Below are 24816 nucleotides of genomic sequence, written 5' to 3' on the forward strand. Positions count from 1 at the left end.
CCCTGGCCGCGTTGCTAGAGGCTCCGACGCGCAACGACTTTGTTGCGGCCGGCAGCTTTAGCCTCATACAGCGCTCGGTCGGCCAACTTCAAAAGTTCCTGGGGATGAGCGACGTTTCCCTCCCGCGCCGCTACGCCGAGGCTGACCGTTATAAGTATAGGATTGCCACCGAGTTCCACTGGATGTCTTTCGACCACGCGTCTCAGGCGCTCTGCGGTTTCATACCCTGCGTGTAGATCTGTCTCGGCAAGCGCAGCAGCGAACTCCTCGCCGCCCACGCGGCCGACTACATCCGACTTCCGGAGCACACTGCAGCAACGGTCGGCCAGGGCTCGCAGTACAGTATCGCCAGCGGCGTGGCCGTGGCGGTCGTTGATCTGCTTGAAGTTGTCGGCGTCAATCATGAGTACCGACAGATTGGCGTTGCTCCGAACAGATCTTCGGTACTCGGCGTCCAATGAGGCCAGGAATTGCCGGCGATTGAGCAATTTTGTCAGGTCGTCGACCGTCGCCAATTCACGCAGCTGTTCGATCGCATGTACGTGATCGGTAATGTCTGTGTATGTCAGCATTCGTCCCCCGTCAGGCAGGGCGATGCATTCGAAGCTCAGGGTGCGGCCATCCGCTAGGGTTAGCTGCATCGGCGGCTGAGTGCCGGCTTCGACCAACACGATGCGTTGTTCGACATAGCGGTGCATTACCTCTGGAGATATCTGGTAAGCACCTGTTTGCTGGCCGTGCTCCATCAACTCTCTGAACGTATAGGCCATGCCCGATCGAGGCGGGGGCAATGCCCACATTTCGTAGAAGGCGCGATTGATAAAGAGGGCGCGGAGGGTCTCATCGAGCAGTACCACTCCATAACGCACCTCATTCAGCGCCGCCGTGACGACGTCTGCCCAAGCCGAGTGCAATATACCCTCACAATTGACCAGCTTCCCACGGCTGGGTTGTCCAAGGGTGCTGGATTTTGAGGTCGCATGCAACAAGTGCCCCTGTCGCAGGGCGCGTAGCGTGCCCGGCGGCCCAGCGATGCGACCTCAGCCCATTGACCTCTGTCAGGATGGATTGAATCGAGCAGATCTTGCGAATGGTGGTGCCCACGAGCACCGGCTCTGATGGGTCTGGAGGAATCGATGGCTGAAAAACTCGCGGTCCTCGGATTTCGCATCGTCGCTGACGAGCCTGTCCCTGGCGTTGCTCATAGCCTGCAGTCGAAGGATGGGGCTCCCTTGGACTCAAAGGCCTCGCGCGACGGCGAGGCGCTGGTGTTTGACTTTGCGGTGCGTGTTGGCCACGGACCGAAGTTCTTGGGCGATCAGGTCCGTCGCGAAGGGAAGGGGCGCCGCTTCGTCTACATCCGCGTCGGGCAGTTGGCCGGAGATGAGAAGTCGCCCTGGTCGCGGCGCATGAAGGTAGATGTTCACGACATCGCGGCCGAGCTACTTGAGCGCGCCGCGGCAAGTGAGGGGGTCGTCGAGATCACCGTGCCTGGCACCGGAAAGGACGGTACGCCCGCCTGCGCGACAGTGCCTCGGGTGATGACGCTATCTCTTGCCATGGGCCTGGAGTTCGTCCCGGCAGGCCGCGCTGAAAGCGAAGAGAGGGTCGAGTTCGCCGGCAGGCGCAATTTCGGCAAATAGGCGCACATCCTTGTTCGGCGCAACATAGGCCGCGCCGATCTGCGACATGACCTTCTCGGCTTCGCGCAGAGCCCCTGGTCCACCGAAAAGGCGAATCGTGCTCACGATCGCATAGAGGGACACGAGTTTCGCAGGGTCTTCCAGTTCATGCTCGAAGGCATCTACGAAAAACCGCGACGCTTCCTGAATGAACTCGCCATAGAGCGCTTCTCGGTGAGCGCGCTCCTACGCCCGTCGAGCGGCACGCGCCTGTGAAGCCTGTGTGGTCCATGTGGTGGCAAAGGAGGCCAATGCGCCGATCGCAGATCCGGTCAACGCAGCCAGGGTGGAGATATAGGCGGGATCCATCCGTGCCTCCCGCCGGGGAGATGCACGGCAGTCGATTGGTCGAAGGCATCGACGACCCTGTCCCAAAGTATCGGAAACAATGACACGGATTCGATGTCTGAAGCAGGTTCGCGGATAGGGACACCCGAAGCCGCCGTCTATGAGGGTTGTCGAACGGCCGCGCTGGGCGCGACGTTGACGCGGTCGCCGTCGCGTAGGTCGACGGCGGGGTTGAGGATCACCCTGTCGCCCGCCTTGACGCCCTGTCGCACCTCGATCTCGGTTCCGAGGTCGCGAAAAACCGTGATCCGTTGCAGGCGCGCGATGCCGTTCTCGACAACCGCGACCTGTTGGCCATCCTGATTGAAGATGAGGGCACCGGCCGGGATCAGCAGCGCCGGAACCGCGCGAGGAACCAGAATCTCGGCCATGGCGTAGGTTCCGGGCTGCAACGTGCCTTCGGGGTTGGCGATGTCGATCTCGGCCAACAACGTCCGGGTCCCCGGCTGCAGCGCGTCGGCGATGCGCGTCACCGTCCCGGTGAAGCGGCGTCCCGGCAACTCCGGCACGGTGATGACGGCCTTGATTCCAGGCCGGACGCCGACGGCCGCGTCCTGCGGCACGAAGACCTGGGTGCGGATTACGCTGCTCTGCTGGAGCGTGAACATGAACGTGGCGTTCACGGCATCGGCCTGTACCAGGCTGCCGATGTCGATGTTGCGCTGGGTCACGATTCCGTCGAACGGCGCGACCACCCTCTGGTACGCCTTCTCCTGGCGCAGCACCTCCAGTTGAGCCTGCTGCGCGACGACGTTCGCCTGGGCGACGCCCACCGCGGCCTCGGTGCCCTTCAGCGTCTGCACGTCCACTGTGCCTCGCTGTTGCGGCAACCACCCGTCTCTTACCAGCGGATGGTCACGGTCCCAGGTGACGCGCGCCAGTTCCTGATTGGCTTCGGCCTGATGCAGGGCCGCCTGGAGCTGGACGAGCGTTGCCTCCGCCTGGGCGATCTGGTGGTCGAGTTCGGGCGCGACGATGGTCGCGAGGAGATCGCCTGCCTTCACACGGTCGCCGATATCGACGTTGCGATGGTCGATATACCCGCTGGCGCGTGCAAAGACGTTTGCCACCGCGAAGGCCGTCGTGGTGGCAGGAAGCCGCACCGACCTTTCGTCGCCGACGGCGCGCACGTCGGCCACCCGAACGGTCGGGACGACCGCGAGCCTGAGGTCGGCGGCGTCCTTCGCCGCGCCGCTGCGCTCGTGCAACTGCCAGGCGCCGACCCCGATGGCAGACGCCAGCACGGAGAGGAGGGTCACGGCCAGAAGTGCCGGGGTACTGGTCATGGCAATTGCTCCTTGAAGACGCCGCCCCTCGCATTGGCTCCGGCGCGCAGCCAGGCGAACAGGCAGGGCACCACCAGCAACGTCGTCGGCGTGGCGAACAGCAGGCCGCCGATCACGGCACGGGCCAGCGCCGCGTTCTGTTCCTCGCCGGCGCCGCCGATCGCCATCGGGATCATGCCGACGATCATAGCGGCGGCGGTCATCAGGACCGGCCGGATGCGGGTATGCCCAGCCGCGATGGCGGCGGCGCGTGCGTCGAGGCCGGCGTCGCGCTGTTCGCGGGCAAAGGTGACGAGCAGGATCGAGTTCGCCGACGCGACGCCTACCGCCATGATGGCCCCCATCAGCGAGGGCACGCTCAGGGTCGTGCCGGTGGCGAAGAGCATGACGACAATGCCGCAGAGCGTCGCCGGCAGCGCGAGCAGGACCACGAAGGGATCGCCGAAGTTCTGGTAGTTCACCACCATCAGCAGGTAGACGAGCACCGCTGCGAACAGCAGCCCGGCACCAAGGTTGCGAAAGGCAAGGTCCATGCTCTGGATCTGGCCGACGATCTCGATCCTGTTGCCCGGCGCCATCTGCTTCTGGAGATCGGAAACGGCGGCACGGATGTCGTCGGCGACCCGGCCCAGGTCGCGGCCCTGGACGCCGGCATAGACTTCGTAGACCGGCTGGATGTTCGCCTGGTTGGCGTTGGTCGGCACGCTCTGGCGCGTGAAGGTCGCGACGTTGCTGAGGAGACCCGGCACCGGCACGCCACCGACCGCGGGACCATTGGCGAGCGCCGTCGACACGGGCGTGTTGCCGAGATCGTTGAGCGAGGCGACCTGGGCCTCGGGCGTCTGCACCGCGATGTAGTAGGGAATGCCGGATTTGGGGTCGGTCCAGAAGTTCGGCGTCACCTGCTCCGACGAGCTGAGACTGATATTGATGTTGCTCCCGATCGTGCTGGCGTTGAGCCCGAGTTCCGCCGCGCGTGTGCGATCGATGCGGGCCAGAAATGAGGGCGCGTCGGTCTCCTGCTGGAGGTGCACGTCGACGATGCCGTGGATCGCCGCGAGCCGCTTCTGGATCTCGCGGGCGACACGAAGGTTGTTTGTGCGGTCGTAGCCGACGGTGCGAACGTTGATCTGCGCCGGCAATCCGAAGTTCAGGATCTGCGTGACCATGTCGGCCGGCTGGAAATAGAAGACGGCCTCGGGAAAGACGGCAGGCAGTTCCCGCCGCAGCCGGCTTACATATTCCGCGGTCGGTGCATGGCCCTCCTTCAGGGCGACCTGCACGGTGCCGTCGTTCACCCCGATGGTCGATCCGTCGCTGAAGGCCAGATTATAGGGCCGTGCCGGGAGGCCGATATTGTCGACGATCAGCTCGAGATCATGGGCGGGGATGATCTCGCGGATCTTGTTCTCGACAGCCTGGAAGAGACCTTCGGTCGCCTCGATGCGCATGCCGGCGGGTCCGCGGACATGGAGCTGAAGGCGGCCGGCGTCGATCACCGGGAAGAAGTCGCGGCCGACCACGGTGAAGACAGCGGCGCCGGAGCCGAGCACCAGGACAGCGACCAGGACGACCGCGACAGGGCGGCCGATCAACTCTTCGAGCAGGAGGGCGTAGCGATGACGCAGTCGCTCGAAGCCGGCGTCGAAGGTGCGGTGGATCTGGCTAAGGACGCCGGGTGTCTCGCCGGGCGCGGCATGGCGCTCGCCCCTGAGCAGCAGCCCGATGGTGATCGGCGTCAGGGTACGCGACAGGCCGTAGGACGCCAGCATGGCGAACACCACGGCGAGGCCGAGCGGCGTGAACAGGAACTTGGCGGGGCCGTCGAGGAAGACGACGGAGGTGAACACGCAGCTGATCGCAAGCGTCGAAACCAGGGTCGGAATGGCGATGCCGGCCGCCCCGTGCAGGGTCGCCAGCGGCAGACTTATCTTCTCCTCGGTCAGCAGGCGATGGGTGTTCTCGATGGTGACCGTGGAATCGTCGACCAGGATGCCGATCGCCAGCGCCAGTCCGCCCAGGGTCAGCGTGTTGATCGTCTCGCCGAGGAAGTACAGCGCCACCAACGAGGCCAGGATCGACAGCGGGATCGAGATCATCACGACCAGGGTCGACCGCCAGGAGCCGAGAAACAGCAGGATCATGGCTGCGGTCAGTGCGGCGGCGATGGCGCCTTCGCGAAGTACGCCATACAGCGCGTCGCGTACGAAAACCGACTGGTCGAACAGTTCGTGGATCTCCATGCCGGGCGGCGCGGACTTGCGGATCGTCTCGAGCGCCTGCTTGACCCGGTTCACCACCTCCAGGGTCGAGGCGTTGCCGTTCTTGATGATGCTGAGCAGCACGGAGTGCTTGCCGTCCTGACGCACCATGTTCTGCTGCACCAGCCAGCCGTCATGGACCTGGCCCACGTCCTTCACAAACACGGTTGCGCCGTTCACGACCTTGACCGGGATGTCGTTCAGCTCGTCGATCGTCGACGGCATTCCGTTCGTGCGCACGAGGTACTGCGTGTCGCCGATCTTCGCGGTGCCGGATGGCAGGGTGAGGTTCTGGGCGTTGACCGCGGCCACGACGTCGAGCGGTGTCAGCCCCCGCGCCACGAGCTTCGCAGGATCGATGTCGACCATGATCTGGCGGTACTTGCCGCCTGCGGGCGTCGGCAGGGTGAGGCCCGGAATCGGCGCGAGCTGCTGGCGCACGCGGTAGATGCCGTAGTCGTAGAGCTGCTGCTCGTTCAGCGTGTCCGAACTCAGGGCGATCTGGAGAACCGGAACGCTCGAGGCGTTGAACTGCACCACGACGGGCGGCTGGATGCCGGCCGGCATCAGCGCGCGGATCGTGTTGGTCGCCGCGACGATCTGCGAGATGGCGAGGTCGAGATTGACGTCCTGCTGGAAGTACACCTTCTGCACCGACAAGCCCGCCAGCGTCTGCGCTTCGATGTTGCGGATGCCGTTCACGTTGCCGCTGATGGCGTACTGGCTGTAGGTCGTGACCCGCTGCTCCATCTCCGGCGTGCTGAGACCGGAGTAGCTCCAGATCACCGTGACGACCGGAATTCGGATCTCGGGAAAGATGTCCGTCCGCATCGAAAGGGCCGCGATGCCACCCAGGAAGACGATCAGCGTCGCCACGACGTAGTATGTGTACGGAAAGCGCAGCGCGAACCGGACGATGCTCATCGGATCCTCTCACGCGCGATCAGGTGCCTCAGGACGTGGGCGACCTGACGGGGCGCGACGAACGGCAGCAGGGAGGGCATCAGCGCTATCCTTCTCGGCATTGGCCTGTCGCTGCCAATAGACGCCGCCGGGTGCCGTCTTCATATCCATACGATCAGTTGCGGGGCCTATACCAAGGTATGGAAGGACGGCTCGCTTTTCTCGACGTACTGCAGCTGTGTGGATGTCAGCTTTTGCGGATGGAACCGTCCGACGTCGTGGTCTCTCAACGAACCGCCTCGCGCTTCTGGCGGACCGTCTCGAACCGTTCATCGCGCAGGCGCGTCAGCCCGTAAGGGTTCTCGTCCCTTAGGGCCGGCGGCAACAGCATGGCCGGAACATTCTGGTAGGACACGGGCCGCAGGAAGCGGTCGATCGCGGAACTGCCCACCGATGTGAAGCGGCTGTCGCTTGTTGCCGGAAACGGGCCGCCGTGATTGGTGGCTGAGGTGAACTCGACCGCCGCATTGGAGAAGCCGTTCGCAATGATGCGACCAGCCTTGCGTTCCAGGACCGGCATCAGCGCCTTCGCCAGGGCGGCGTCCTCGGCATCCATCTGAAGTGTCATCGTGAGTTGGCCGGGCAGGCGCTCGGCGATCCGGACCATGTCACTGAACTGGCTGCATCGGACCAACAAGGCGGCCGGGCCGAACATCTCCTCCGCCAGCGTGATGTCGGCCAGCAGGGCATCGGCATTGATCTCGAACAGGAGCGCCTGGCCGTCGGTCTTCCCGGAGGGCGGCCCGCCGGAAGCAATGACCGGGGCGGCCGCGCGTTGGCGCTCGGTGCGGCGGCCATAGGCGTCGTGAATGCCGGGACTCAGCATGGTGGCTGCCGGCTTGGCCGACACCGCGTCCTGCAATGCCGAGCGCATGGCCCCGAAGCCGTTTCCCTCGATGGCGATGAGCACGCCGGGCTTGAGGCACATCTGGCCGACACCCGCAGCCACCTGTTCGGCGAAGCGGACTGCAAGCGCTTCGCCCCGGGTCGCCACCACGTGCGGCAACACAAAGTTGGGATTTACGCTCGTCATCTCGGTGAAGACGGGGATCGGTTCGGGACGCTGCTGTCCCCGGCGGACCAGCGCCATCCCGCCGGCCTGCGAGCCGGTGAAGGCCACCGCCTTGATGGCGGGATGATCGACGAGCGCTTCGGCAGCCGCGTTACCGGCCCCGACGATGAGGGAGAACACGCCTTCGTGCAGGCCGAAGTCGGCGACGGCTTTCTGGAGGGCGCGTCCTACCAGTTCGGACGTCCCGAGATGCGAGAAATGCGCCTTCACGATCACCGGACAGCCGGCAGCGAGGGCCGACGCGGTATCGCCGCCTGCCACCGAGTAGAGCAGGGGAAAATTGCTGGCGCCGAACACCGCGACCGGTCCCAGCGCAACCTTGTGCAGCCGCATGTCCGGGCTTGGCACGGCTTTCCTCGAGTCGGCGGAGACGATCGTCGCGCGGCGCCACAGGCCTGAGCGCACGACCGAAGCAAAATGGTGAACCTGCGCGGCTGTTCGTGCCTGCTCGCCTTGAATCCGTGTCCTGGGAAGCCCCGTCTCCGACATGGTCCTGTCGACCAATTCGTCGCCCAGCGCCAGGAGATTGGCAGCAATCGCCTCGAGAAACATTGCCCTGAGTTCCGGATCGGTTCGGCTGTAGGACTCGTATGCGGTGTCGGCCAGGCGGCAGGCTCGATCGACGTCGGCTGCGGTCGCACCGCCAAAGGAAGGTTCGATAGGCGCGCCGAGCGCGGGATCGAAGGCGTTGAGCGAGGGGGCGACGCCATGAAGCGCCGACTGTCCGATCAACATGGTTCCCTGAACGGGCATGGTGCAACTCCACGATATGAATATGAGAGACGACCTCCGGTTCGGAGGTCGCTTGCCGAGCTGAAAGTGAAGGGGTGGGGAGTGCGCCGGTATTGCACCTAGGTGTCGCCGATACCTTCGTGCCATCGATTCTCCTGCCATCGATCGGCACGTCATTGCTCGCAACAGCCAATGAGGAGGCAGCATGGCGCAGCTCAGGATCGATCGAGGCAACCCGGCCCTCTGGATCGCGACATTCGAAAATCCGCCGATAAACCTCATCGACCCCGACACGATCGTCGAGCTGCAAGCCCTGCTGGCGGAGCTGGAGACCGATGCCGATGTGAAGGTCATCGTCTTCCGCAGCGCCGATCCCGACTTCTTCCTCGCTCATTGGGATATCCTGGCCGACAAGAGGCGAACGGCGGAGATGCCACCGGGGCCGTCAGGCCTCCATCCGTGGCTGGATGTCCTCGTGCGGATCTCCCGCGCACCCGTCGTCTCGATTGCCGAGATCCGGGGGCGCGCGCGGGGAGCGGGCAGCGAGTTCGCGTTGGCCTGCGACATGCGCTTCGCCAGCCTCGAGCGCGCGATCCTCGGCCAGTTCGAGGTCGGCGTCGGCGCCGTGCCCGGCGGCAATCCTATGGTACGGCTCGCCGGCCTGATGGGACGCGGGCGCGCGATGGAGGTCGTGCTGGGCGCGGACGACTTTTCGGGCGCCGTCGCGGAGCGCTATGGATACGTCAATCGTGCCCTGCCCGATGCTGAGCTGTCCGCGTTCGTAGATGGCCTCGCCCAACGCCTGGCCGGCTTCGAGAAGCATGGGATCGTCCACGCCAAGTCGCTGCTCGACCTAGCGTCGCTGCCGCCAGATGCAGCCTTTCCGCCGGCCCTGGCGGCCTTCTTCCAGTCGGTCGCCCGTCCCGGCGCGCAGGCGCGCATGGCAAGGTTGCTGGCCCAAGGTCTTCAGCGGCGAACTGCCATCGAGCTCTCCCTCGGGAAAGCGGTGGCGGAGTGACACGGGGTGACCGGTTGCCTGCGGGCCGGAACCGTTTCGCCACTCAACCAGCTCTGGCCGGGCCGGAAGCCAGGCTGTCGTTCGGCGTACCGCATCGACGCAGCACGGCAATGGCTGCGCCGCCGATGCCCGCCTGAAGGTCGGCGGTGATATCGAACGCCGGCGTCGCGCTGGAGGAGGGAGAGGCCTCCATCGTGTGCAGCCTCATCGTGAAGTGCCTCCCGTTCTGCAACGAGGCGACAAGCGATGCCGACAGGACCGGCACAGCCCCGTCGGCGGCGTTCGCTACCACCACGAAATCATCGGCAAAAAAGAGGCGAGCGGCATACCGCCTTCCGTCGATGTCGATCACGACATCGGGGGCCAACTCGACGGGACTCGACTGCGCCGACCGGAAAGGACCGGGCTCCGGAGGATAGAGTCTTAGCTGCAAGCCGCTCTTCCGCTCAGTCGGCTCGCACGACAACACCATGACGTCGACGTCGAGGTCGAGGTCGGTGATCGCGGGTTCGATGAAGGCATAGGTCGGCGAATCGACGTCGCGCTCGAGCTGCCAGCCCCGACCCGGTTCGTCAGCGATGGCGTGGCCTGCGGAGAGGCACGACAGGGCGGCCAACAGCGCGACCACGGGGAAGACGGGGCGCATGAATCAACGCAAGCCGGTGGGCTTGTCTGGTGTGGGCTGCAGGAACGACACCGCGTCGCTTCCGGGGAAGCTGTCGGACAGGGCGGAGTCGAGCTTCCGCTCCATCGTTTCGGCGGGCGTTTCGCCAGGGGCAGCGGGCTCGTCCCGGCTGGTAGGATCGCGCCGCTGCTTCAGCGCCCGCGGCGTCCTCTCTCGGTCGCGAGTCTCGGTCCGGAGCCGTTCGGCCTCGGTCATCGGTGGCCTCCTGAATGCTCGATGCTGTCGAGCTAGACGATCGTCGTGGCGATGCCGATTTTGCCCTTTAGCGCCTTCGAGTACGGGCAGATCTCGTGGGCGCCATCCACCAACTCCTGCGCAAGCTTGCGATCGATGTCTGGCAGGCTGACGTTGAGGCGCGCGCCCAGCGAGTAGCCGTCGCTCCCCTGGTTGAGGTCGATCTCGGCGTCGATCGCGAGATGCTCGATCCGCACCTTCTTCTCGCGGGCCACCAGCATGACGGCGCCCTCAAAACAGGCGGACCAGCCGGCGGCCATAAGCTGCTCGGGGTTGGTTCCGGTGCCTGGACCACCCGGCACTGAGAGCCTGATGTCGAGGCGACCGTCGCTGCTGCGCGCCTCGCCCTTGTCGCGGCCGCCGACGGTGTGGACCTTCGCTGTGTAGACGGTCTTCGTGGTGGACTGGGTCATCGGATGCTCCTTGAAGGCTGGTGATCGAGCCGGTCACGCCCTGCCCTTTGAAGACTGGGGCATCGCCGGAGCGTGATCCATTATGCGAAGGTATGGACCGGCTCCTTACTTGGTGTGAGAGGAGTAAGAGGTGAAGCGCGGGCTCCTGGTCGGCGCTCAACGTCGGCGGTGCGCCAGTGTGCGTCCGAGGAAATCGAGCATCAGTGCGCCGATTTCCGCCGCGTGCGTCTCCAGCGCAAAGTGGCCGGCATCGACGAAGCGGATCTCGGCGTCGGGCACGTCGGTGCGAAAGGCAAGTGCCCCCGCCGGTATGAAGTGTGCGTCGTTGCGGCCCCACACCGCCAGCAGAGGCGGCCGATGCTCGCGGAGATAGGCCTGGAAGGCCGGATAGAGTGCCACGTTGCTGCGATAGTCGAGGATCAGGTCGAGCTGGATCTCCGACCGGCCAGGACGGGCCATGTAGGCTATGTCGAGCGTGTAACCGTCGGGAGATACGCCCGTCCGGTCGGAACCGTCGAAATACTGCCAGTTCCGGATCATGTCCGGGCTCAGGGACACGCGGCAGGCCTCACGATGCGCAGCAGTCGGCTCGCGCCAGTAAACCTGCCAGAGGCCCCATGAGTTGCCGAACCCTTCGAGATAGGCATTGCCGTTCTGGCTGATGAGGGCCGTCACGCGTTCGGGGTGTTTTGACGCGACCCGCAGGCCGACCGGTGCGCCATAGTCGAAGATGTACAGGGCGTAGCGATCGAGCTGCAGCGCCTCCAGAAAGCGATCGATCACGCCGGCCAGATTGTCGAACGTGTAGTCGAATTGGCCACGCGGAGGCGCCGAAGTGTTGCCGAAGCCGGGCAGGTCGGGCGCGATGACGCGATAGTCGCGCGCCAGAATGGGAATCAGATCGCGGAACATGTGGCTTGCCGTCGGAAATCCGTGAAGCAGGACGACGACCGGGCCGTCGGGAGGGCCGGCTTCCCGATAGAAGACCTCGACGTCGTCGATCTGCCGGGTGCGATACGCGGTGCTCATGGACCGAACCTCATGATGGTCGCTGCGTTTGGGGACGCTGGTGGCGCGTCCGCTAGGCGCGACCGAAAGCGGCGAGGAGCTCGTCGGTCGTCAGGATCGCGTGGGCAAAGCTCGGACCGTTGATCTCATGCGCCGCGTGCATGGCTTCCCGGCTGTAGGCCGCGGTTGCATCGCGCACCAAGGTGACGTGGTAGCCGAGCTCGGTGCCGAAGCGGCCGGTGCATTCGACGCAGGTATTGGCGATCATGCCGATCACCACGATACGCTCGATGGCGAACTGCTTCAGCATGTAGTCGAGGTCGGTGTTGGCGAAGCCGCTCGAGTTCCAATGCTCCTTGATCAGGATGTCGCCGGGCTGAATCTGGAAATCGTCGTGGAACGTTCCGCCCCAGGTTCCCTTGGCAAAGCCCTGGCGCTTGGCCGTGCGGAGCTGCGTGTGCGTGGGATGCCGAAACCCTTCGTAGTCGCCAAGCTGCCACCGGCGATGCGGCACGAAGAAGATCCTGATGCCGGCCTTCCGGGCCCCGGCAACGACGGCGCGCAGATGATCGAGCAGCCGCACTTCCTCAGCCACCTTCTGGGCCATGGGCCAGTACTTGCCGCCTTCCGACAGGAAGTCGTTGTAGGGATCGACCAGCAGGACTGCGGTCGATGCCGATGGATAGGTGTTGGCGGCTTCCTGGGTCATGCTCCGGCTTTCCTGGTGAAGAGTTGGCACCAGCCATCAGGGCTGATCTCGCCCTGCACGAACCTGCAGCTCTGCGGCGGCTGGAAGTGAAGGCAGCTCACGCAATGCTGACTGCCCTTGGCCGTACCCTGGTACCGCGCATCGGCCTGGCTGAGTTTCTGGAACGCAAGGCCGGGGCGGTCGACACCCGCGACCACAATCGACAGGCCGATCGATGCGTGGCCGAGAAGGGCACGCCGCGAGACTCGGTGCTTTGTCATGGCCGAACCTTCAGCGCCGGCCGTATGCGGTGAACACGGAGTCCTTGGCCTCCACGAGCTTGTGGCAGGCAGCGCCGCAGTCCGTGCCACGCCCGTCAGGCAGGAAGGAACTCGAGGTCGCGTCGTAGTTGAACTGGGCGTAACCCCAGCCCGCGGTCGCGGCGAAGCGCCGGCTGTCCTTCACCATGAAGTCGATGAATTGGAGCGGTCCCGCGACCTGCGCCGGGCTGGGCGAGTCCGGGTTCTGGACCGACTTCCACATGATCTTCGCCATCCTGGCGCCGTCGGGAAAGGCACGGCCCTTGGTCGGCGCACCCGCCCGGTAGGCGTCGATCATGGCGCGGTCGCCAACGACGACCTTGAGCAGATCATCGACCTGGCTGACCGAGATGACCTGCCAGTCCTCGTATCCCTTGAACTCGTCGAACCGCAGACCATCGGGAACCTGCAGGCTGTATTTCTGTGCCCCTGTGTCCTGCGCGATGAGGCTGCGGCCTTCAAAGGCGAGCAGCCCGACCGCGGTGATCGACAAGGTCAGCGCCAGCAGCTTCTTCATGGCCCGCTCCCATTGTGGTGTTGGTGGCCAGAAGATGTGGCGGAGACGAGTGGCGGGCTATTGCACGATGGTATTGCGGCGGAGGGGGCTGCTCGATTTGACAACTTTTGACGACGATTGACTCGCTGTTCGGCCTCGGGACCCGCAGGCTGCGCAGACACCGTGCAAGAGCCAAAGTCCCGGCCCGTCGTGGTTAGCGGGGGGGCGGGATGGCCGGGAGACGGTGCTGCGCAACCCAGGAGAATCCATCATGCGACCCTCGTCCTATCCGGCGCCCAGTGCGGGCCGCCCGTCGGCCATGGCAGGCAATATCCGGTCCGTGGCGCCGTGCATCGTCTTCATCGTCGCAGAGGACCCGTCTGCCTGCCGGGGCATGGCCGCCACGCTCGACGATATGGGCTGGCGGGTTCGGGAGATTGCCTCCGCCGAAGCCCTGCTCTTGGAGCCCGAATGCAGCGTGCCTAGTTGCCTGGTGCTCTACGAGCTGGCCATGCCGCAGCATCTCGCGGACGAGCGTGCAGAAACGCCGGTCATCTGCGTTACCGGTCACGCGGACGTTCTGGGCACGGTTCATGCCATGCGGGCAGGCGCCGTCGACGTCCTGGCCAAGCCCCTCCGCCAGGACGCCCTGATCGCCTCGGTCGAACTGGCACTGGAACGGAGCAAGGACCTGCTGGTGCAGCACAGGGAGGACAAGGCGCTGCGAGGCCGCTACGCTTTGCTTAGCCAGCGCGAACGTCAGGTCATGTCGCTGGTCGTGTCGGGCCTCTTGAACAAGCAGATCGGTGGCGAGCTGGGGATCAGCGAAATCACCGTGAAGGCGCATCGCGGCAAGGTGATGCGCAAGATGAACGTCCGAACCCTGGTGGCTCTCGTGAACAGCGCGGGCAAGCTCAAGCTCGAGCCATACACAGGTCAGGGCCGCATGAAACAGGTTCAGTCGGCGTCGCCCGCCGCGAGTTCCTCGATCAGCGCCTTGGCCTGGCGCAGGTCGGACGTTTCAAATCCCTCGATGAACCGGCCGTAGATCGGCGAGAGAAGCACACGAGCCTCGCGCCGATGTCCGTCGCGATGGTACCGACGGCACAGGCTGAGAGCCGTCCGCAACTCCCACGACAGGGCTTCCTGTCGGCGGGCCCAGTCGAGCGATTCCAGGAACAGTTCCTCGGCGGTGCGGTACTCCGTTGGACCGCCCTTGGCCTGGAGAAGTTCACCCTTGATCCGCAGGACTTCGGGGATGCACCAGTATTCCTCGTCCCGTCGGCACATGCCGAGAGCCTTCTCGATCACATCGAGGCCCTCGTCGAGTCGGCCTGCGATACGCAAACCGTCGGCATACTCGGCGAACACCCAGGTGTGCCGGAGCGAGAAGCGGTTCTCGGGCAAACCAGCCAGGGTCGCCTTCAGCAGGTCGAGCCCGTCGGCGACATTGCCCTGCTTGATGTGCAGGATTCCCTGGAAGCACTTGCCCCAGGCGTGCCAGATCGGCAGGCCATCGCGCGCCGAGCGCTTCAGCAGCAGGTCGATATACTGCTGGGCGCCGTGCAGGTCGCTTGCCAGCAACGACAGCAGGCAGGCGCCTTTGGTCAGCGAATTGCAGAGCGTCATCGTGTGGTCGAAGGCCTGCGCCTCCTCGACATTCGTCGCGTTCATCGCCAGCGCCTGGCTGGCGTAGCCTTGCAGCCACAGGATCGAGACCAGGAAATTGCGGGCCGTGATCTTCTGGTCGAACTGGAAGCGAATGATATGGGCGCGATGGACGGGCGCGACGTAATTGTCGAGCATGTACTCGATCTGCCGGCGGGCCGTGCCCTGGTCGCCGAGAAAGTGGATCGTGAAGCCCCGCATGCGTTCCCCCGTCAGGGGATCGACAGGATCGCGTGACTCCTTCGAGACTTCGCAGAACCGGTCGGCGAGGGCCAGGGCTTCGCGGAAGGCGCCGCAATTGTGGGCGAGGCACCATAGGCACCACAGGACACGGAGCTTGTAGTCGGTATCGTTGAGATCCTCGGCGATCCTCAGCGCTTCGTTCAGCGCGGTCTCGATCTCCGGACCGGACGCCTCGATGTTGAGGAGCACGGCACCCAGTGCATGCTGGAACTGAAGTTCCAGGCGGGGATTGCGTTGTGCGCGCGAGGTCAGCACCGCCAACGACTGGGCGACGCGTGACCGGCACTCGTTCATCAGCGACAGGTGCATCCAGAGCGGCAGGGCGGCCTCGGTGAGCGCCACGCCCAGCATCGGATTGCCGTCGACGGAGAAGGCCCAGTCCAGGGCCCTTCGCACGTTGTCGATCTGGCGCGCGTAGGTCGAGAGCCAGTCCCTGAGCTCCATGGTCTCGGCATCGCCGCCCGCGCGGACCAGGACCACGCGATAGTGCTCGGCGTGGGAACGGGCCGTCACCGCGAGTTCTCCGCTTTCGACGAGCTTCTCCATCGCGTAGGCACGCGTGGTATCGAGAAGGCGATAGATCGGCGTTCGTTCCTTGGAATTCACCGAGATCAGTGACTTGGCGACCAGGTCAGCCAGGGCACGGATGATATCCGAGGCCATGTCCTTGTCCCTGATGGCGACGGCCTGGGCGGCCTCGAGTGTGAAACCGCCGACGAATATGGCGAGCCGTCGCAGCACGGCCTGCTCCGTGCCATCGAGGTACTGGTAGCTCCAGTCGAGTGCGGCGGTCAGCGTGCGATGCCGCGGAAGCGCCGTGCGCCGGCCCTGCATCAGAAGCCTGAAGCGATCGTCCAGTTGGGTGGCGAGCTCATGCAAGCCGAATGTGTGCACGCGGCTGGCAGCCAGCTCGATGGCGAGCGCCATGCCGTCGAGCTTGCGGCAGATGTTCGAGACGATCGGTATGGTTTCATCGGTGACTTCGAAGGTCTCGGTACTCGATGAGGCGCGTTCGATGAAGAGCTCGACGGCCGGGAATGCCATCGCCTGACGGGCGGTCAGCGCGGCGGTTTCGGGAGGCGTTTCCAGCGGATCGAGGATCAGGACATTCTCGCCTTCGGCGCGCAGCGGTTCGCGGCTCGTGGCGAGGACGCGCGTCTCGCTGGTTCCGCGCAGGATCGCTTCTGCAAGCGCCGCGGCTGTTCCCAGGACGTGCTCGCAACTATCGAAGATGAGCAGCAGCCGGCGATCGCGCAGGAAAGTGACCAGTTCCGAAATCGGATCGTCCGCGACCACCGCCAGGCCGAGCGCGGAGGCCACGACGCTCGACAGCACGATCGAGCTCGAGACGGGTGCGAGATCGATCAAGACGATGCCATCGGGATAGAGGTCCGCAATTCCGTCGGCGAGGCTCAGCGCGACCGTGGTCTTGCCGATTCCCCCGGGACCGACAATCGTAAGCAGCCTGCGATGTTGCAGGCGCTTGCTCACCTCGGCAACGACGCCGGCCCGGCCGATCACCCGCGCGATCGGCTTGGGGAGCTGCAGCATCCGCTCGGCCGCTACCGACACGACTTCGATCGCCGGTGCGATCGGTGCCGCCGATGGCGTGACGGGGGCCACGAAGCGATAGCCGCGGCCGGGCACCGAGATGATGTAGCGGGCGTTGTCCCGACCGTCGTTCAGTGCCTTGCGAAGAGCCGCTACCTGGGCACGAAGATTGCCCTCTTCGACGACGATCCTGGGCCACACGCGCGCGAGGAGCTCGTCCTTTGCCAGGAGTTCGCCGGGGCGCTCGGTCAACGCGATCAGGATTTCGAGGGCACGGCTCCCGAGGCGCACTTCCTCCGTCCCGCGCAGCAGGAGCTGACGCTCCGGCTGCAGCCGAAAGGGTCCGAAGGTGATCTCGCGCGCTTTATGCTGGCTCGAGACGTCGGGCGGCGCACTCGCTGGCAAATCCACGATCCATGCTGAAGTCACTGATTATCAACCGCGCGCGCCCTGCGATAAAGTACGCCTTTTGTTTGGATTTTCTCCAGGGAGTTACGGGCCTTGCCGTCCCTACCGTGTGGCACAGAGACACTGGAAACACCGCCCTGGGTACGAAAGCCAACAGACCGGGCTGGACTGTAGTCCATCCGTCTCAGGCCGAACGTTGAACGAAGGTGTCGTCGACACCATGGTCCAATCGACTTGGGCGGCGATCGATTTCATCTCCTTGGCATTGCGAAGGAGAGAAATGATGGAATCGGAAAAGAAGGTTGCGGTCGTCACGGGAGCCTCCCAGGGAATCGGCGAGGCCCTGGTGAAGGCCTATCGGCAGCGCGGCTATCGCGTGGTCGCGACGGCACGTTCGATCGGATCCACGAGCGATCCGGATGTCCTCGCGGTGTCGGGCGACATCTCGGACGTCAGCACCGGCGAAAGGGTCATCGCCGAGGGCATGAAGCGGTTCGGCCGGATCGACACCCTGGTCAACAACGCCGGCCTCTTTCTCGCGAAGCCGTTCACGCGCTACAGCGAAGCCGACTACCAGGCCGTCATGGGCGTGAACGTTGCGGGCTTCTTCCGCATTACCCGGCCTGCGATCGCCCAGATGGAGAAGCAGGGCGGCGGTCTCGTGGTGCAGATCACCACGACCCTGGTGGAACATGCCGATTCGCACGTCCCGTCGGTGTTGGCCTCGCTGTCGAAGGGCGGCCTGAGCGCCGCGACGCGTTCCCTCGCGATCGAATACGCAAAGCGCGGCATACGCGTGAACGCCGTATCGCCCGGCATCATCCGCACGCTCATGCATCCGCCGGAGAGCCATGCCGCCCTCGATGCGCTCCATCCGGTCGGGCATATGGGCGACGTCTCCGACATCGTCGGCGCCGTGATGTATCTGGAGGGAGCGCCCTTCGTCACGGGCGAGATCCTGCATGTCGACGGTGGCCAGAGCGCCGGCCGCTGAGGAGCATTGCCATGCCGATCGTCCTCATCCAGGTGACGAGAGAAGGCAATACGCCCGGCGCGGAATCCGTCACGGCCGCCGAGAAGGCGGCCCTGATCGCAGGTGCGACAGAGCTGCTCACCAGGGTGCTGAACAAGCCGCCCGAAGCGACCTTCGTCGTCATCGAGGAAGTGGCGCTCGAGAACTGGGGATGGGGCGGCTTGCCAGTTGCCGAGTTCCGACGGCGGCGGCGGCGATCAGGCAACGAAGAGTAAGTGAATGGTCGCCCCCTACGAAATCGTCGAGCACGAGTACGATGTCCTGATCGTCGGCGCCGGTGGTGCCGGCCTTCGTGCCGCGCTGGGCATGGCCTCCTCGGGCCTCAAGACGGCCTGCGTGACCAAGGTGTTTCCCACGCGTAGCCATACGGTCGCCGCGCAAGGCGGCATGGCGGCCGCCCTGGGGAACATGGGCGATGGCGATAACTGGCGCTTCCACATGTACGACACGGTCAAGGGCTCCGACTGGCTCGGCGATCAGGACGCCATCGAATATATGTGCCGTGAAGCCATCTCGGCGGTCGTCGAACTCGAGCACTACGGCGTGCCGTTCTCGCGGACGCAGGATGGCAGGATCTACCAGCGTCCGTTCGGTGGCCAGACGCTGGATTATGGCAAGCGGATGGCCCAGCGCACGGCCGCGGCGGCCGACAGGACCGGTCACGCAATCCTGCATACGCTCTATCAGCAGTGCCTGAAGCACGGCACGCAGTTCTTCGTCGAGTACATCGCGCTCGACCTCCTGATGGACGAGGATGGCGCCTGTCACGGGATGCTCGCCTGGGACCTGGCGGATGGCCGCCTGCATCGCTTTTTGGCCCATCGCACGGTACTGGCGACCGGCGGCTATGGGCGCGCCTACTTCTCCTGTACGGCCGCCCACATCTGTACCGGCGACGGCAATGCGATGGCGCTGCGCGCCGGCCTGCCGCTCGAGGACATGGAGTTCACACAGTTCCATCCGACGGGCATCTACGGCTCGGGATGCCTGATCACCGAAGGGGCGCGCGGCGAGGGCGGATACCTGACCAATGCGACGGGCGAGCGGTTCATGGAGCGGTATGCGCCGACGGCCAAGGATCTTGCCGGCCGCGACGTCGTCTGCCGGGCGATGACGATCGAGATCAACGAAGGGCGAGGCTGTGGGCCGAAGAAGGATCACATCCTCCTTCATCTGGAACATTTGCCGCCGGAACTGCTGCACCAGCGACTGCCAGGCATCAGCGAGACCGCCAAGATCTTCGCGGGTGTCGACGTCACGCGCCAGCCGATCCCCGTGCTGCCGACCGTCCACTACAACATGGGCGGCGTCCCGACCAACATACACGGCGAGGCGGTGACGCTGCGCGACGGCGATCCGGAAGCCGTCGTGCCCGGACTGATGGCGATCGGCGAGGCGGCCTGCGTGTCGGTCCATGGTGCCAACCGGCTGGGTTCGAACTCGCTGCTCGATATCGTGGTTTTCGGCCGCGCGGCCGCGCATCGCGCCGTCGAATGCGTCCGGCCCGGCGAACGGCTTGCGGCGCCGCCGGCGCAGGCGACGGAGCGGGCCATAGATCGCCTCGACCGGCTGCGCTGGGCGAAGGGCAAGCGCTCGGTCGGTGAAATCCGCCTGGCCCTGCAGCAGGCCATGCAAAGGTACTGCGCTGTGTTCCGCGATGGTCCGCTGCTCGACGAGGGTGCCGTCGCGTTGAACGGCGTGCTGGGCTCCCTGCAGGGCGAACTTGGACTTGCCGACCGGTCCATGATCTTCAACACCGATCTCGTCGAGGCGCTGGAACTCGATAATATGATGTCGCAGGGGCTCGTGAGCCTGCACTCGGCGATCGGCCGGGCCGAGAGCCGCGGCGCGCACGCCCGCGAGGATTTCCCCGAACGGGACGATGCGAACTGGCTCAAGCATACGCTGGCCTGGCTGCGGCCCGACGGCAGCGTGCGGCTGGCCTACCGGCCGGTACATCTGAAGCCGCTCAGCAATGACGTGGCCCCTATCCCCCCGAGCAAGCGCGTCTACTAACCATACGAAGGTATCGACCATACCTTCGTTCAATCGATCCGTGACCGTCTCCGGTTCATCGTTCCGGCCTCTGCAGCAGGAGGCGAACATGAACCTGAGCGTCAAGGTGAACGGCAAGAAGCACAGTGTAGACGTGGATGACGACACGCCGCTGCTCTGGGTGCTGCGGGACGTGCTCGGCATGACCGGCACCAAGTTCGGGTGCGGCAAGGCGCTCTGTGGCGCCTGCACCGTACATGTCGATGGCGTTGCGACCCGCTCCTGCGTGACGCCGGTTGCCAGCGTCGGAACGTCGGAGATCACGACCATCGAAGCGGTCGGTGCGACGGACGCGGGCGCGCGCGTGCAGAAGGCGTGGCTCGATGTCGAGGTGGTCCAGTGCGGGTACTGCCAGTCGGGACAGATCATGTCCGCGGCCGCGCTGCTCGCTGGAAATCCCAGTCCGAGCGACGCCGATATCGATGATGCGATGTCGGGCAACGTCTGCCGCTGCGGCACCTATCCGCGCATCCGCGCGGCCATCAAGCAGGCTGCGCAAACCGCTGCCCGCAAGAGCCAGGGAGGCTGACATGACCGCCCTTTCTCGACGCGACTTCCTCGTCACAACCACTGCTGCGGCCGGGCTCCTGCTCAGCGTGAATCTGCCGGCGGCTGCAGCTCCGGCATCGGCCTCCGCCTCCGCCAAAGGCTTCACGCCAAACGCCTTCGTGCATATCGGCGAGGATGGGCAGGTGACGCTCACCATGCCCTATGTCGAGATGGGGCAGGGAACCTACACGTCGATCTCCATGCTGGTGGCGGAGGAACTCGAGATCCCGCTCGGTCGCGTTCGTCTCGAGCATGCGCCACCGGACGAGAAGACCTACGGCAACCCGCTGCTCGCCGGCGTGCAGGCAACCGGCGGATCGACCTCGATCATGGCGTCGTGGAAGCCCCTTCGCGAAGCCGGCGCGGTCGCGCGCGTGCTGCTGGTCATGGCGGCGGCCGAGCAATGGAAGGTCGCGCCCGATACGTGCCGCGCCGAGACCGGCGAGGTCATCCACGCGGCGAGCGGTCGCCGCGCCTCTTATGGTGCCCTGGCGGCTGCGGCGGCGCGGCTGCCGGTTCCCAAGGACGTTCCCCTGAAGGACCCGAAGGCCTTCAAGCTCATCGGCACCCCAGCCAAGAGGCTCGACGCCGGCGGCAAGGTCAATGGCACGGCCATCTTCGGTATCGACGCGCGCCCGGCCGGCGTGAAGGTCGCGACCTTGGCACAGTCTCCTGTGTTTGGCGGTCGCCTGAAGGGGGTCGACGATCGGGCCGCCAGAGCGGTGAAGGGCGTGCGCCAGATCGTACGCCTCGACGATGCCGTGGCCGTCGTCGCCGATCACATGGGGGCCGCGCTCAAGGGCTTGGCCGCGCTCGAAATCCAGTGGGAGGACGGTGCGCACGGGCAGGTGAGCAACGTTCAGGTCGCGCGCGAGCTCGAACAGGCGACGCTGGCCGCCGGGCCGGTGGCCGAGCAGATCGGGGACGCGGACGCGGCGCTCGCCTCGGCACGGACGAAGATCGACGCAGTGTATGAGGTGCCCTTCCTGGCCCACGCCACCATGGAGCCGATGAACTGCACCGTCCACGTCAGGCCGGACGGCTGCGATGTCTGGGTGGGAACCCAGGTGGTCGCACGGGCCCAGGCGGCGGCCGCCAAGGTCACCGGGTTGCCGCTCGAGAAGGTCGTCCTGCATCAGCACCTGATTGGCGGCGGTTTCGGCCGTCGTCTCGAAGTCGATGGCGTCACCCGCGCGACCGAGATCGCGATGAAGGTGGCCGGGCCCGTGAAGGTGGTGTGGACGCGCGAGGAAGACATCCGCCAGGACATGTACCGGCCCTACTGGCTGGATCGACTCTCGGCGGGCCTCGACGACAAGGGCCGGCCGGTCGCCTGGAGCCATCGCTTCGCCGGATCCTCGGTCATCGCGCGCTGGCTGCCGCCCGGTTTCGTCAACGGGCTTGATCCCGACAGCGTCGATGGGGCCGTGAAGCTCGCCTACGATCTGCCCAACAAGCGGGTCGAGTATCTGCGCGTCGAGCCGCCCGGCATTCCTACCGCCTTCTGGCGGAGCGTGGGACCGTCGCACAACGTCTTCGTGGTCGAAGGCTTCATGGACGAACTTGCCACGGCAGCCCGGCAGGACCCGGTTGCCTATCGGCTGGCGCTGCTCGACAAGACGCCGCGGGCCAAGGCCGTGCTGGAACTCGCCGCACGGAAGGCCGGCTGGGGCGAGACCCTGCCAGCCGGAGCGGGCCGGGGCGTATCTCTGCAATCCGTCTTCGGCAGCTACCTGGCACTGGTGGCCGAAGTCGCGGTGGCGGCCGACAAATCGGTGAAAGTGCGCCGGGTCGTGGCGGCGGTCGATTGCGGAATGGTCGTCAATCCGAACACCGTCCGCGCGCAGATCGAGAGCGGCGTGAACTTCGGCATCACGGCGGCCCTGTACGGCGAGATCACCGTCAAGGACGGAAAGGTCGAGCAGTCGAACTTCGACGACTACCAGATGCTGCGCATCGACGAGGCGCCTTCGATCGAGGTGCACATAATGCCGAGCAGCGAAGCGCCGGGAGGCATGGGCGAGCCCGGAACCTCGGCCGTCGTGCCGGCTGTCGCCAATGCGGTCTTCGCCGCGACGGGCCGGCGCCTGCGCAAGATGCCGATCGATCTCTCGAGGGCATGATCATGACCCCTCGATCCAATCGTCGGCACGGCCTGTCGACCCTTATCGTCGCCGCGAGCAGCCTGATGGCGGCCTCCCAGGCCGAGGCCCAGCAGCAGGGGGAGGCGCCGCGGCCGCATCAACCAGGAGAGTCGGCGTTTCTCGCCGTCCTGCCGGAAACGATCGAGTGGCGCGCTTTCCCGGCGTTTCCGCCTTCCGTGCGTCTCGCGGTCATCGTCGGCACCCCCGGAAAGGAGGGACCCTATACGATTCGCGTGAAAGTTCCGGGTGGCGTGAAGCTCGCGCCGCACCGCCATCCCGAAGATCGGGTCTACACGGTGATCTCCGGCGTCTTCTACATCGGCCTCGGCGATCGCTTCGACGAATCGCGCCTGCGGGCTTACCCGCCGGGAAGCGTCATCGTCCTGCCCGGCGGCACCTCTCATTTCCACTGGGCGAGATCGGGAGAGTACGTCAGCCAGGTGAGCGCCATCGGTCCGCTGGGGCTCGACTATGTCGACCCGCGTGATGATCCGCGCCGCACCGGGAAGGAGTAGGGCATGAACATTTCCTCCATCGCTCTCCCTGCTGCTCCGACACCGGCCCTTTGTCGGCAATGGCACGAGCGACACGATATCTCCGCCGCTGTGGGGCTGGCGCGCCGGCATCGCCAGCTCGTGGTCGACATCGCCACCAGCTATGCGCCGGGCCGCAAGCCGTCTTCGGATCTCATCGCCGAAGGCCAGGTAGGGTTGATGCGGGCGATCTGCCGCTTCAATCCCGACGGCGGATTGGGCTTCGAGGCATGCGCGGCGATCCATGTGCATGCTGCCATCTTCGATCATGTCCTCAGGAGAGCCGGGTGAGCGAGCACTATCTCGAGGACTACCAGGTCGGCCAGGTCTACGGCTCGGCGACGGCAAGGGTCGAAGGGGAGCGGATCAAGTCGTTTGCCGCCGAGTTCGATCCGCAGCCGTTTCACCTCGGCGAAGTGGGCGCCGCCGGCACGGTGTTCGGCCGCCTTGCCGCCAGTGGCTGGCACACGGCCGCGCTCACGATGCGGCTCCTGGTCGAGGGGCGCCTCAGGCCGGCCGGCGGTGTGATCGGCATGGGGTTCGACGAACTGCGCTGGCCGCTTCCCGTGCGTGCCGGCGACGTGCTCAGTGTTCAGAGCGAGATTCTGGAGGTGCGGGAATCCAAGTCGCGGCCGGATCACGGCGTGATCAGGGTGCGCTTTACGACCAGCAACCAGACAGGCGAGGCCGTGCAGGTCGCGACCGGCAGCCTGCTCGTACGCCGCCGGCCGTCCAACCTGCACTGAGCTCAGGCTTTCAGGAGTTGCAGGAGCTTTAGCGCGCCAGACCCGGACGAGGCCGGATTCTGGCCGGTTACCAGGTGTCCGTCGATAAGAGTGAAGTCGGCCCAGTCGACCGCCTTCTCGTAAAGGCCGCCCAGTCGTCGCAGCTCGTCCTCGACCAGGAAGGGCACGACTTTGGTGAGGCCGACGATCTCCTCTTCGCTGTTGGCGAAGCCGGTGACACGCAGGCCTTTGACGAGCGGCTCGCCCTTGTGCGTGGCGCGGTGGAGGACGGCGGGCGCGTGGCACACTGCGGCGACGGGCCGGCCGCTCCCGTAGAACGCCTCGATCAGGCTGATCGACTTCTCGTTGTCGACCAGGTCCCACATGGGACCGTGACCGCCCGGATAGAAGATCGCGTCGAACCCCTCCGGCCTGGCATCGTTCAGGAGCGACGTGTTCGCCAGGACCTTCTGCGTCGCGGGGTCCTGCTTGAAGCGTGTCATCGACGCGGTCTGGTTGGCAGGATCGTCGCTCTTGGGATCGATCGGCGGTTGCCCGCCCTTGGGCGACACCAGGGTGACGTCGGCGCCGGCATCGCGGAACGTGTAGTAGGGTGCGGTGAACTCCTCGAGCCAGAAGCCGGTCGGCTTGCCGGTATTTCCCAGCCGGTTGTGCGAGGTCAGTACCATCAGGATCTTCAT

Annotated in this window: 24 protein-coding genes; 11 read left to right on the forward strand and 13 right to left on the reverse strand. The window is 65.4% G+C overall.

Annotated features, from left to right (window positions below; translation table 11 throughout):
* Positions 1–14: 14 nt before the first annotated feature.
* On the reverse strand, positions 15–869 hold the full coding sequence (locus tag ACO07K_RS00065; protein WP_422036725.1) for a GGDEF domain-containing protein: 855 nt from the start codon (positions 867–869) through the stop codon (positions 15–17).
* Positions 870–1136: 267 nt separating this feature from the next.
* Between ACO07K_RS00065 and ACO07K_RS00070 the strand changes: the two genes are divergently transcribed.
* Positions 1137–1643 carry a DUF5990 family protein gene (locus ACO07K_RS00070; RefSeq protein ID WP_422033899.1) on the forward strand — a complete coding sequence of 169 codons (507 nt, stop codon included), beginning with the start codon at positions 1137–1139 and terminating at the stop codon, positions 1641–1643.
* A 485-nt stretch (positions 1644–2128) separates the two neighbouring features.
* On the opposite strand, the gene ACO07K_RS00075 is transcribed toward ACO07K_RS00070, so the two are convergent.
* From ACO07K_RS00075 to ACO07K_RS00085, 3 genes are all read right to left on the reverse strand, one after another.
* Positions 2129–3316 (reverse strand): efflux RND transporter periplasmic adaptor subunit, encoded by a 1188-nt coding sequence (locus tag ACO07K_RS00075; protein WP_422033900.1) that lies wholly within the window; start codon positions 3314–3316, stop codon positions 2129–2131.
* Positions 3313–6501, reverse strand: a complete 3189-nt coding sequence (locus tag ACO07K_RS00080) for an efflux RND transporter permease subunit (protein WP_422033901.1) — start codon at positions 6499–6501, stop codon at positions 3313–3315. Before ACO07K_RS00080 ends, ACO07K_RS00075 begins: the two co-directional genes overlap by 4 nt.
* Positions 6502–6766: 265 nt before the next feature.
* Entirely contained in the window at positions 6767–8365 is a 1599-nt protein-coding gene (locus ACO07K_RS00085) for an aldehyde dehydrogenase (NADP(+)) (protein ID WP_422033902.1), read from the reverse strand.
* A 184-nt stretch (positions 8366–8549) separates the two neighbouring features.
* Between ACO07K_RS00085 and ACO07K_RS00090 the strand changes: the two genes are divergently transcribed.
* Positions 8550–9362, forward strand: coding sequence for an enoyl-CoA hydratase/isomerase family protein (locus ACO07K_RS00090; protein WP_422033903.1), 813 nt, complete (start codon positions 8550–8552; stop codon positions 9360–9362).
* 43 nt (positions 9363–9405) lie between these two features.
* Here the strand turns inward: ACO07K_RS00090 and ACO07K_RS00095 are convergent, their stop codons facing one another.
* The 7 genes from ACO07K_RS00095 to ACO07K_RS00125 form a co-directional block, all read right to left on the reverse strand.
* Positions 9406–10008, reverse strand: a complete 603-nt coding sequence (locus ACO07K_RS00095) for a hypothetical protein (protein WP_422033904.1) — start codon at positions 10006–10008, stop codon at positions 9406–9408.
* A 3-nt stretch (positions 10009–10011) separates the two neighbouring features.
* Positions 10012–10242: a hypothetical protein gene (locus ACO07K_RS00100; RefSeq protein WP_422033905.1), complete on the reverse strand. Its 231-nt coding sequence runs from the start codon at positions 10240–10242 to the stop codon at positions 10012–10014.
* Positions 10243–10274: 32 nt separating this feature from the next.
* Positions 10275–10694, reverse strand: coding sequence for an organic hydroperoxide resistance protein (locus ACO07K_RS00105; RefSeq protein ID WP_422033906.1), 420 nt, complete (start codon positions 10692–10694; stop codon positions 10275–10277).
* 156 nt (positions 10695–10850) lie between these two features.
* Positions 10851–11723 (reverse strand): alpha/beta fold hydrolase, encoded by an 873-nt coding sequence (locus ACO07K_RS00110; RefSeq protein WP_422033907.1) that lies wholly within the window; start codon positions 11721–11723, stop codon positions 10851–10853.
* A gap of 52 nt (positions 11724–11775) precedes the next feature.
* Positions 11776–12411, reverse strand: a complete 636-nt coding sequence (locus tag ACO07K_RS00115) for a cysteine hydrolase family protein (protein ID WP_422033908.1) — start codon at positions 12409–12411, stop codon at positions 11776–11778.
* The gene (locus tag ACO07K_RS00120) at positions 12408–12671 is read right to left on the reverse strand and encodes a hypothetical protein (RefSeq protein WP_422033909.1); all 264 of its coding nucleotides are present in this window, start codon (positions 12669–12671) and stop codon (positions 12408–12410) included. Before ACO07K_RS00120 ends, ACO07K_RS00115 begins: the two co-directional genes overlap by 4 nt.
* A gap of 10 nt (positions 12672–12681) precedes the next feature.
* Positions 12682–13227, reverse strand: coding sequence for a cytochrome P460 family protein (locus ACO07K_RS00125; protein ID WP_422033910.1), 546 nt, complete (start codon positions 13225–13227; stop codon positions 12682–12684).
* A gap of 250 nt (positions 13228–13477) precedes the next feature.
* Here ACO07K_RS00125 and ACO07K_RS00130 point away from each other — a divergent pair, with 250 nt between their 5' ends.
* A complete protein-coding gene (locus ACO07K_RS00130) occupies positions 13478–14254 on the forward strand; it encodes a response regulator transcription factor (protein WP_422033911.1) in 777 nt (258 codons plus the stop codon).
* On the opposite strand, the gene ACO07K_RS00135 is transcribed toward ACO07K_RS00130, so the two are convergent.
* On the reverse strand, positions 14164–17079 hold the full coding sequence (locus ACO07K_RS00135) for an ATP-binding protein (RefSeq protein WP_422033912.1): 2916 nt from the start codon (positions 17077–17079) through the stop codon (positions 14164–14166). The genes ACO07K_RS00130 and ACO07K_RS00135 overlap by 91 nt on opposite strands.
* A 280-nt stretch (positions 17080–17359) precedes the next feature.
* Here ACO07K_RS00135 and ACO07K_RS00140 point away from each other — a divergent pair, with 280 nt between their 5' ends.
* The 8 genes from ACO07K_RS00140 (at position 17360) to ACO07K_RS00175 (ending at position 24136) form a co-directional block, all read left to right on the forward strand.
* Positions 17360–18070 carry an SDR family NAD(P)-dependent oxidoreductase gene (locus ACO07K_RS00140; protein ID WP_422033913.1) on the forward strand — a complete coding sequence of 237 codons (711 nt, stop codon included), beginning with the start codon at positions 17360–17362 and terminating at the stop codon, positions 18068–18070.
* Positions 18071–18081: 11 nt separating this feature from the next.
* On the forward strand, positions 18082–18324 hold the full coding sequence (locus ACO07K_RS00145) for a tautomerase family protein (RefSeq protein ID WP_295137367.1): 243 nt from the start codon (positions 18082–18084) through the stop codon (positions 18322–18324).
* Between the two features lie 4 nt (positions 18325–18328).
* Positions 18329–20125 carry a succinate dehydrogenase flavoprotein subunit gene (gene sdhA / locus ACO07K_RS00150; protein ID WP_422033914.1) on the forward strand — a complete coding sequence of 599 codons (1797 nt, stop codon included), beginning with the start codon at positions 18329–18331 and terminating at the stop codon, positions 20123–20125.
* A gap of 88 nt (positions 20126–20213) precedes the next feature.
* On the forward strand, positions 20214–20693 hold the full coding sequence (locus ACO07K_RS00155) for a (2Fe-2S)-binding protein (protein ID WP_422033915.1): 480 nt from the start codon (positions 20214–20216) through the stop codon (positions 20691–20693).
* 1 nt (position 20694) lies between these two features.
* Complete coding sequence (locus ACO07K_RS00160; protein WP_422033916.1) at positions 20695–22836, forward strand: molybdopterin cofactor-binding domain-containing protein; 2142 nt, start codon at positions 20695–20697, stop codon at positions 22834–22836.
* A 2-nt stretch (positions 22837–22838) separates the two neighbouring features.
* Positions 22839–23372 carry a cupin domain-containing protein gene (locus ACO07K_RS00165; protein WP_422033917.1) on the forward strand — a complete coding sequence of 178 codons (534 nt, stop codon included), beginning with the start codon at positions 22839–22841 and terminating at the stop codon, positions 23370–23372.
* 3 nt (positions 23373–23375) lie between these two features.
* Complete coding sequence (locus ACO07K_RS00170; protein WP_422033918.1) at positions 23376–23681, forward strand: sigma factor; 306 nt, start codon at positions 23376–23378, stop codon at positions 23679–23681.
* Positions 23678–24136 (forward strand): MaoC family dehydratase, encoded by a 459-nt coding sequence (locus tag ACO07K_RS00175; protein ID WP_422033919.1) that lies wholly within the window; start codon positions 23678–23680, stop codon positions 24134–24136. The genes ACO07K_RS00170 and ACO07K_RS00175 overlap by 4 nt, the downstream gene beginning before the upstream one ends.
* Before the next feature lie 2 nt (positions 24137–24138).
* Here the strand turns inward: ACO07K_RS00175 and ACO07K_RS00180 are convergent, their stop codons facing one another.
* Positions 24139–24816, reverse strand: coding sequence for a type 1 glutamine amidotransferase domain-containing protein (locus ACO07K_RS00180; protein ID WP_422033920.1), 678 nt, complete (start codon positions 24814–24816; stop codon positions 24139–24141).

Origin of the sequence: Reyranella sp., assembly GCF_965228225.1 — a bacterium.
In the GTDB taxonomy this organism is placed as follows: Bacteria; Pseudomonadota; Alphaproteobacteria; order Reyranellales; family Reyranellaceae; genus Reyranella.

What these genes read in the sequence shown, in the direction of transcription:
- ACO07K_RS00070 (WP_422033899.1), top strand. Translation starts at nt 1,137, where the DNA reads ATGGCTGAAAAACTCGCGGTCCTCGGATTTCGCATCGTCGCTGACGAG.
- ACO07K_RS00075 (WP_422033900.1), bottom strand. Translation starts at nt 3,316, where the DNA reads ATGACCAGTACCCCGGCACTTCTGGCCGTGACCCTCCTCTCCGTGCTG.
- ACO07K_RS00080 (WP_422033901.1), bottom strand. Translation starts at nt 6,501, where the DNA reads ATGAGCATCGTCCGGTTCGCGCTGCGCTTTCCGTACACATACTACGTC.
- ACO07K_RS00085 (WP_422033902.1), bottom strand. Translation starts at nt 8,365, where the DNA reads ATGCCCGTTCAGGGAACCATGTTGATCGGACAGTCGGCGCTTCATGGC.
- ACO07K_RS00090 (WP_422033903.1), top strand. Translation starts at nt 8,550, where the DNA reads ATGGCGCAGCTCAGGATCGATCGAGGCAACCCGGCCCTCTGGATCGCG.
- ACO07K_RS00095 (WP_422033904.1), bottom strand. Translation starts at nt 10,008, where the DNA reads ATGCGCCCCGTCTTCCCCGTGGTCGCGCTGTTGGCCGCCCTGTCGTGC.
- ACO07K_RS00100 (WP_422033905.1), bottom strand. Translation starts at nt 10,242, where the DNA reads ATGACCGAGGCCGAACGGCTCCGGACCGAGACTCGCGACCGAGAGAGG.
- ACO07K_RS00105 (WP_422033906.1), bottom strand. Translation starts at nt 10,694, where the DNA reads ATGACCCAGTCCACCACGAAGACCGTCTACACAGCGAAGGTCCACACC.
- ACO07K_RS00110 (WP_422033907.1), bottom strand. Translation starts at nt 11,723, where the DNA reads ATGAGCACCGCGTATCGCACCCGGCAGATCGACGACGTCGAGGTCTTC.
- ACO07K_RS00115 (WP_422033908.1), bottom strand. Translation starts at nt 12,411, where the DNA reads ATGACCCAGGAAGCCGCCAACACCTATCCATCGGCATCGACCGCAGTC.
- ACO07K_RS00120 (WP_422033909.1), bottom strand. Translation starts at nt 12,671, where the DNA reads ATGACAAAGCACCGAGTCTCGCGGCGTGCCCTTCTCGGCCACGCATCG.
- ACO07K_RS00125 (WP_422033910.1), bottom strand. Translation starts at nt 13,227, where the DNA reads ATGAAGAAGCTGCTGGCGCTGACCTTGTCGATCACCGCGGTCGGGCTG.
- ACO07K_RS00130 (WP_422033911.1), top strand. Translation starts at nt 13,478, where the DNA reads ATGCGACCCTCGTCCTATCCGGCGCCCAGTGCGGGCCGCCCGTCGGCC.
- ACO07K_RS00140 (WP_422033913.1), top strand. Translation starts at nt 17,360, where the DNA reads ATGGAATCGGAAAAGAAGGTTGCGGTCGTCACGGGAGCCTCCCAGGGA.
- ACO07K_RS00145 (WP_295137367.1), top strand. Translation starts at nt 18,082, where the DNA reads ATGCCGATCGTCCTCATCCAGGTGACGAGAGAAGGCAATACGCCCGGC.
- sdhA (WP_422033914.1), top strand. Translation starts at nt 18,329, where the DNA reads ATGGTCGCCCCCTACGAAATCGTCGAGCACGAGTACGATGTCCTGATC.
- ACO07K_RS00155 (WP_422033915.1), top strand. Translation starts at nt 20,214, where the DNA reads ATGAACCTGAGCGTCAAGGTGAACGGCAAGAAGCACAGTGTAGACGTG.
- ACO07K_RS00160 (WP_422033916.1), top strand. Translation starts at nt 20,695, where the DNA reads ATGACCGCCCTTTCTCGACGCGACTTCCTCGTCACAACCACTGCTGCG.
- ACO07K_RS00165 (WP_422033917.1), top strand. Translation starts at nt 22,839, where the DNA reads ATGACCCCTCGATCCAATCGTCGGCACGGCCTGTCGACCCTTATCGTC.
- ACO07K_RS00170 (WP_422033918.1), top strand. Translation starts at nt 23,376, where the DNA reads ATGAACATTTCCTCCATCGCTCTCCCTGCTGCTCCGACACCGGCCCTT.
- ACO07K_RS00180 (WP_422033920.1), bottom strand. Translation starts at nt 24,816, where the DNA reads ATGAAGATCCTGATGGTACTGACCTCGCACAACCGGCTGGGAAATACC.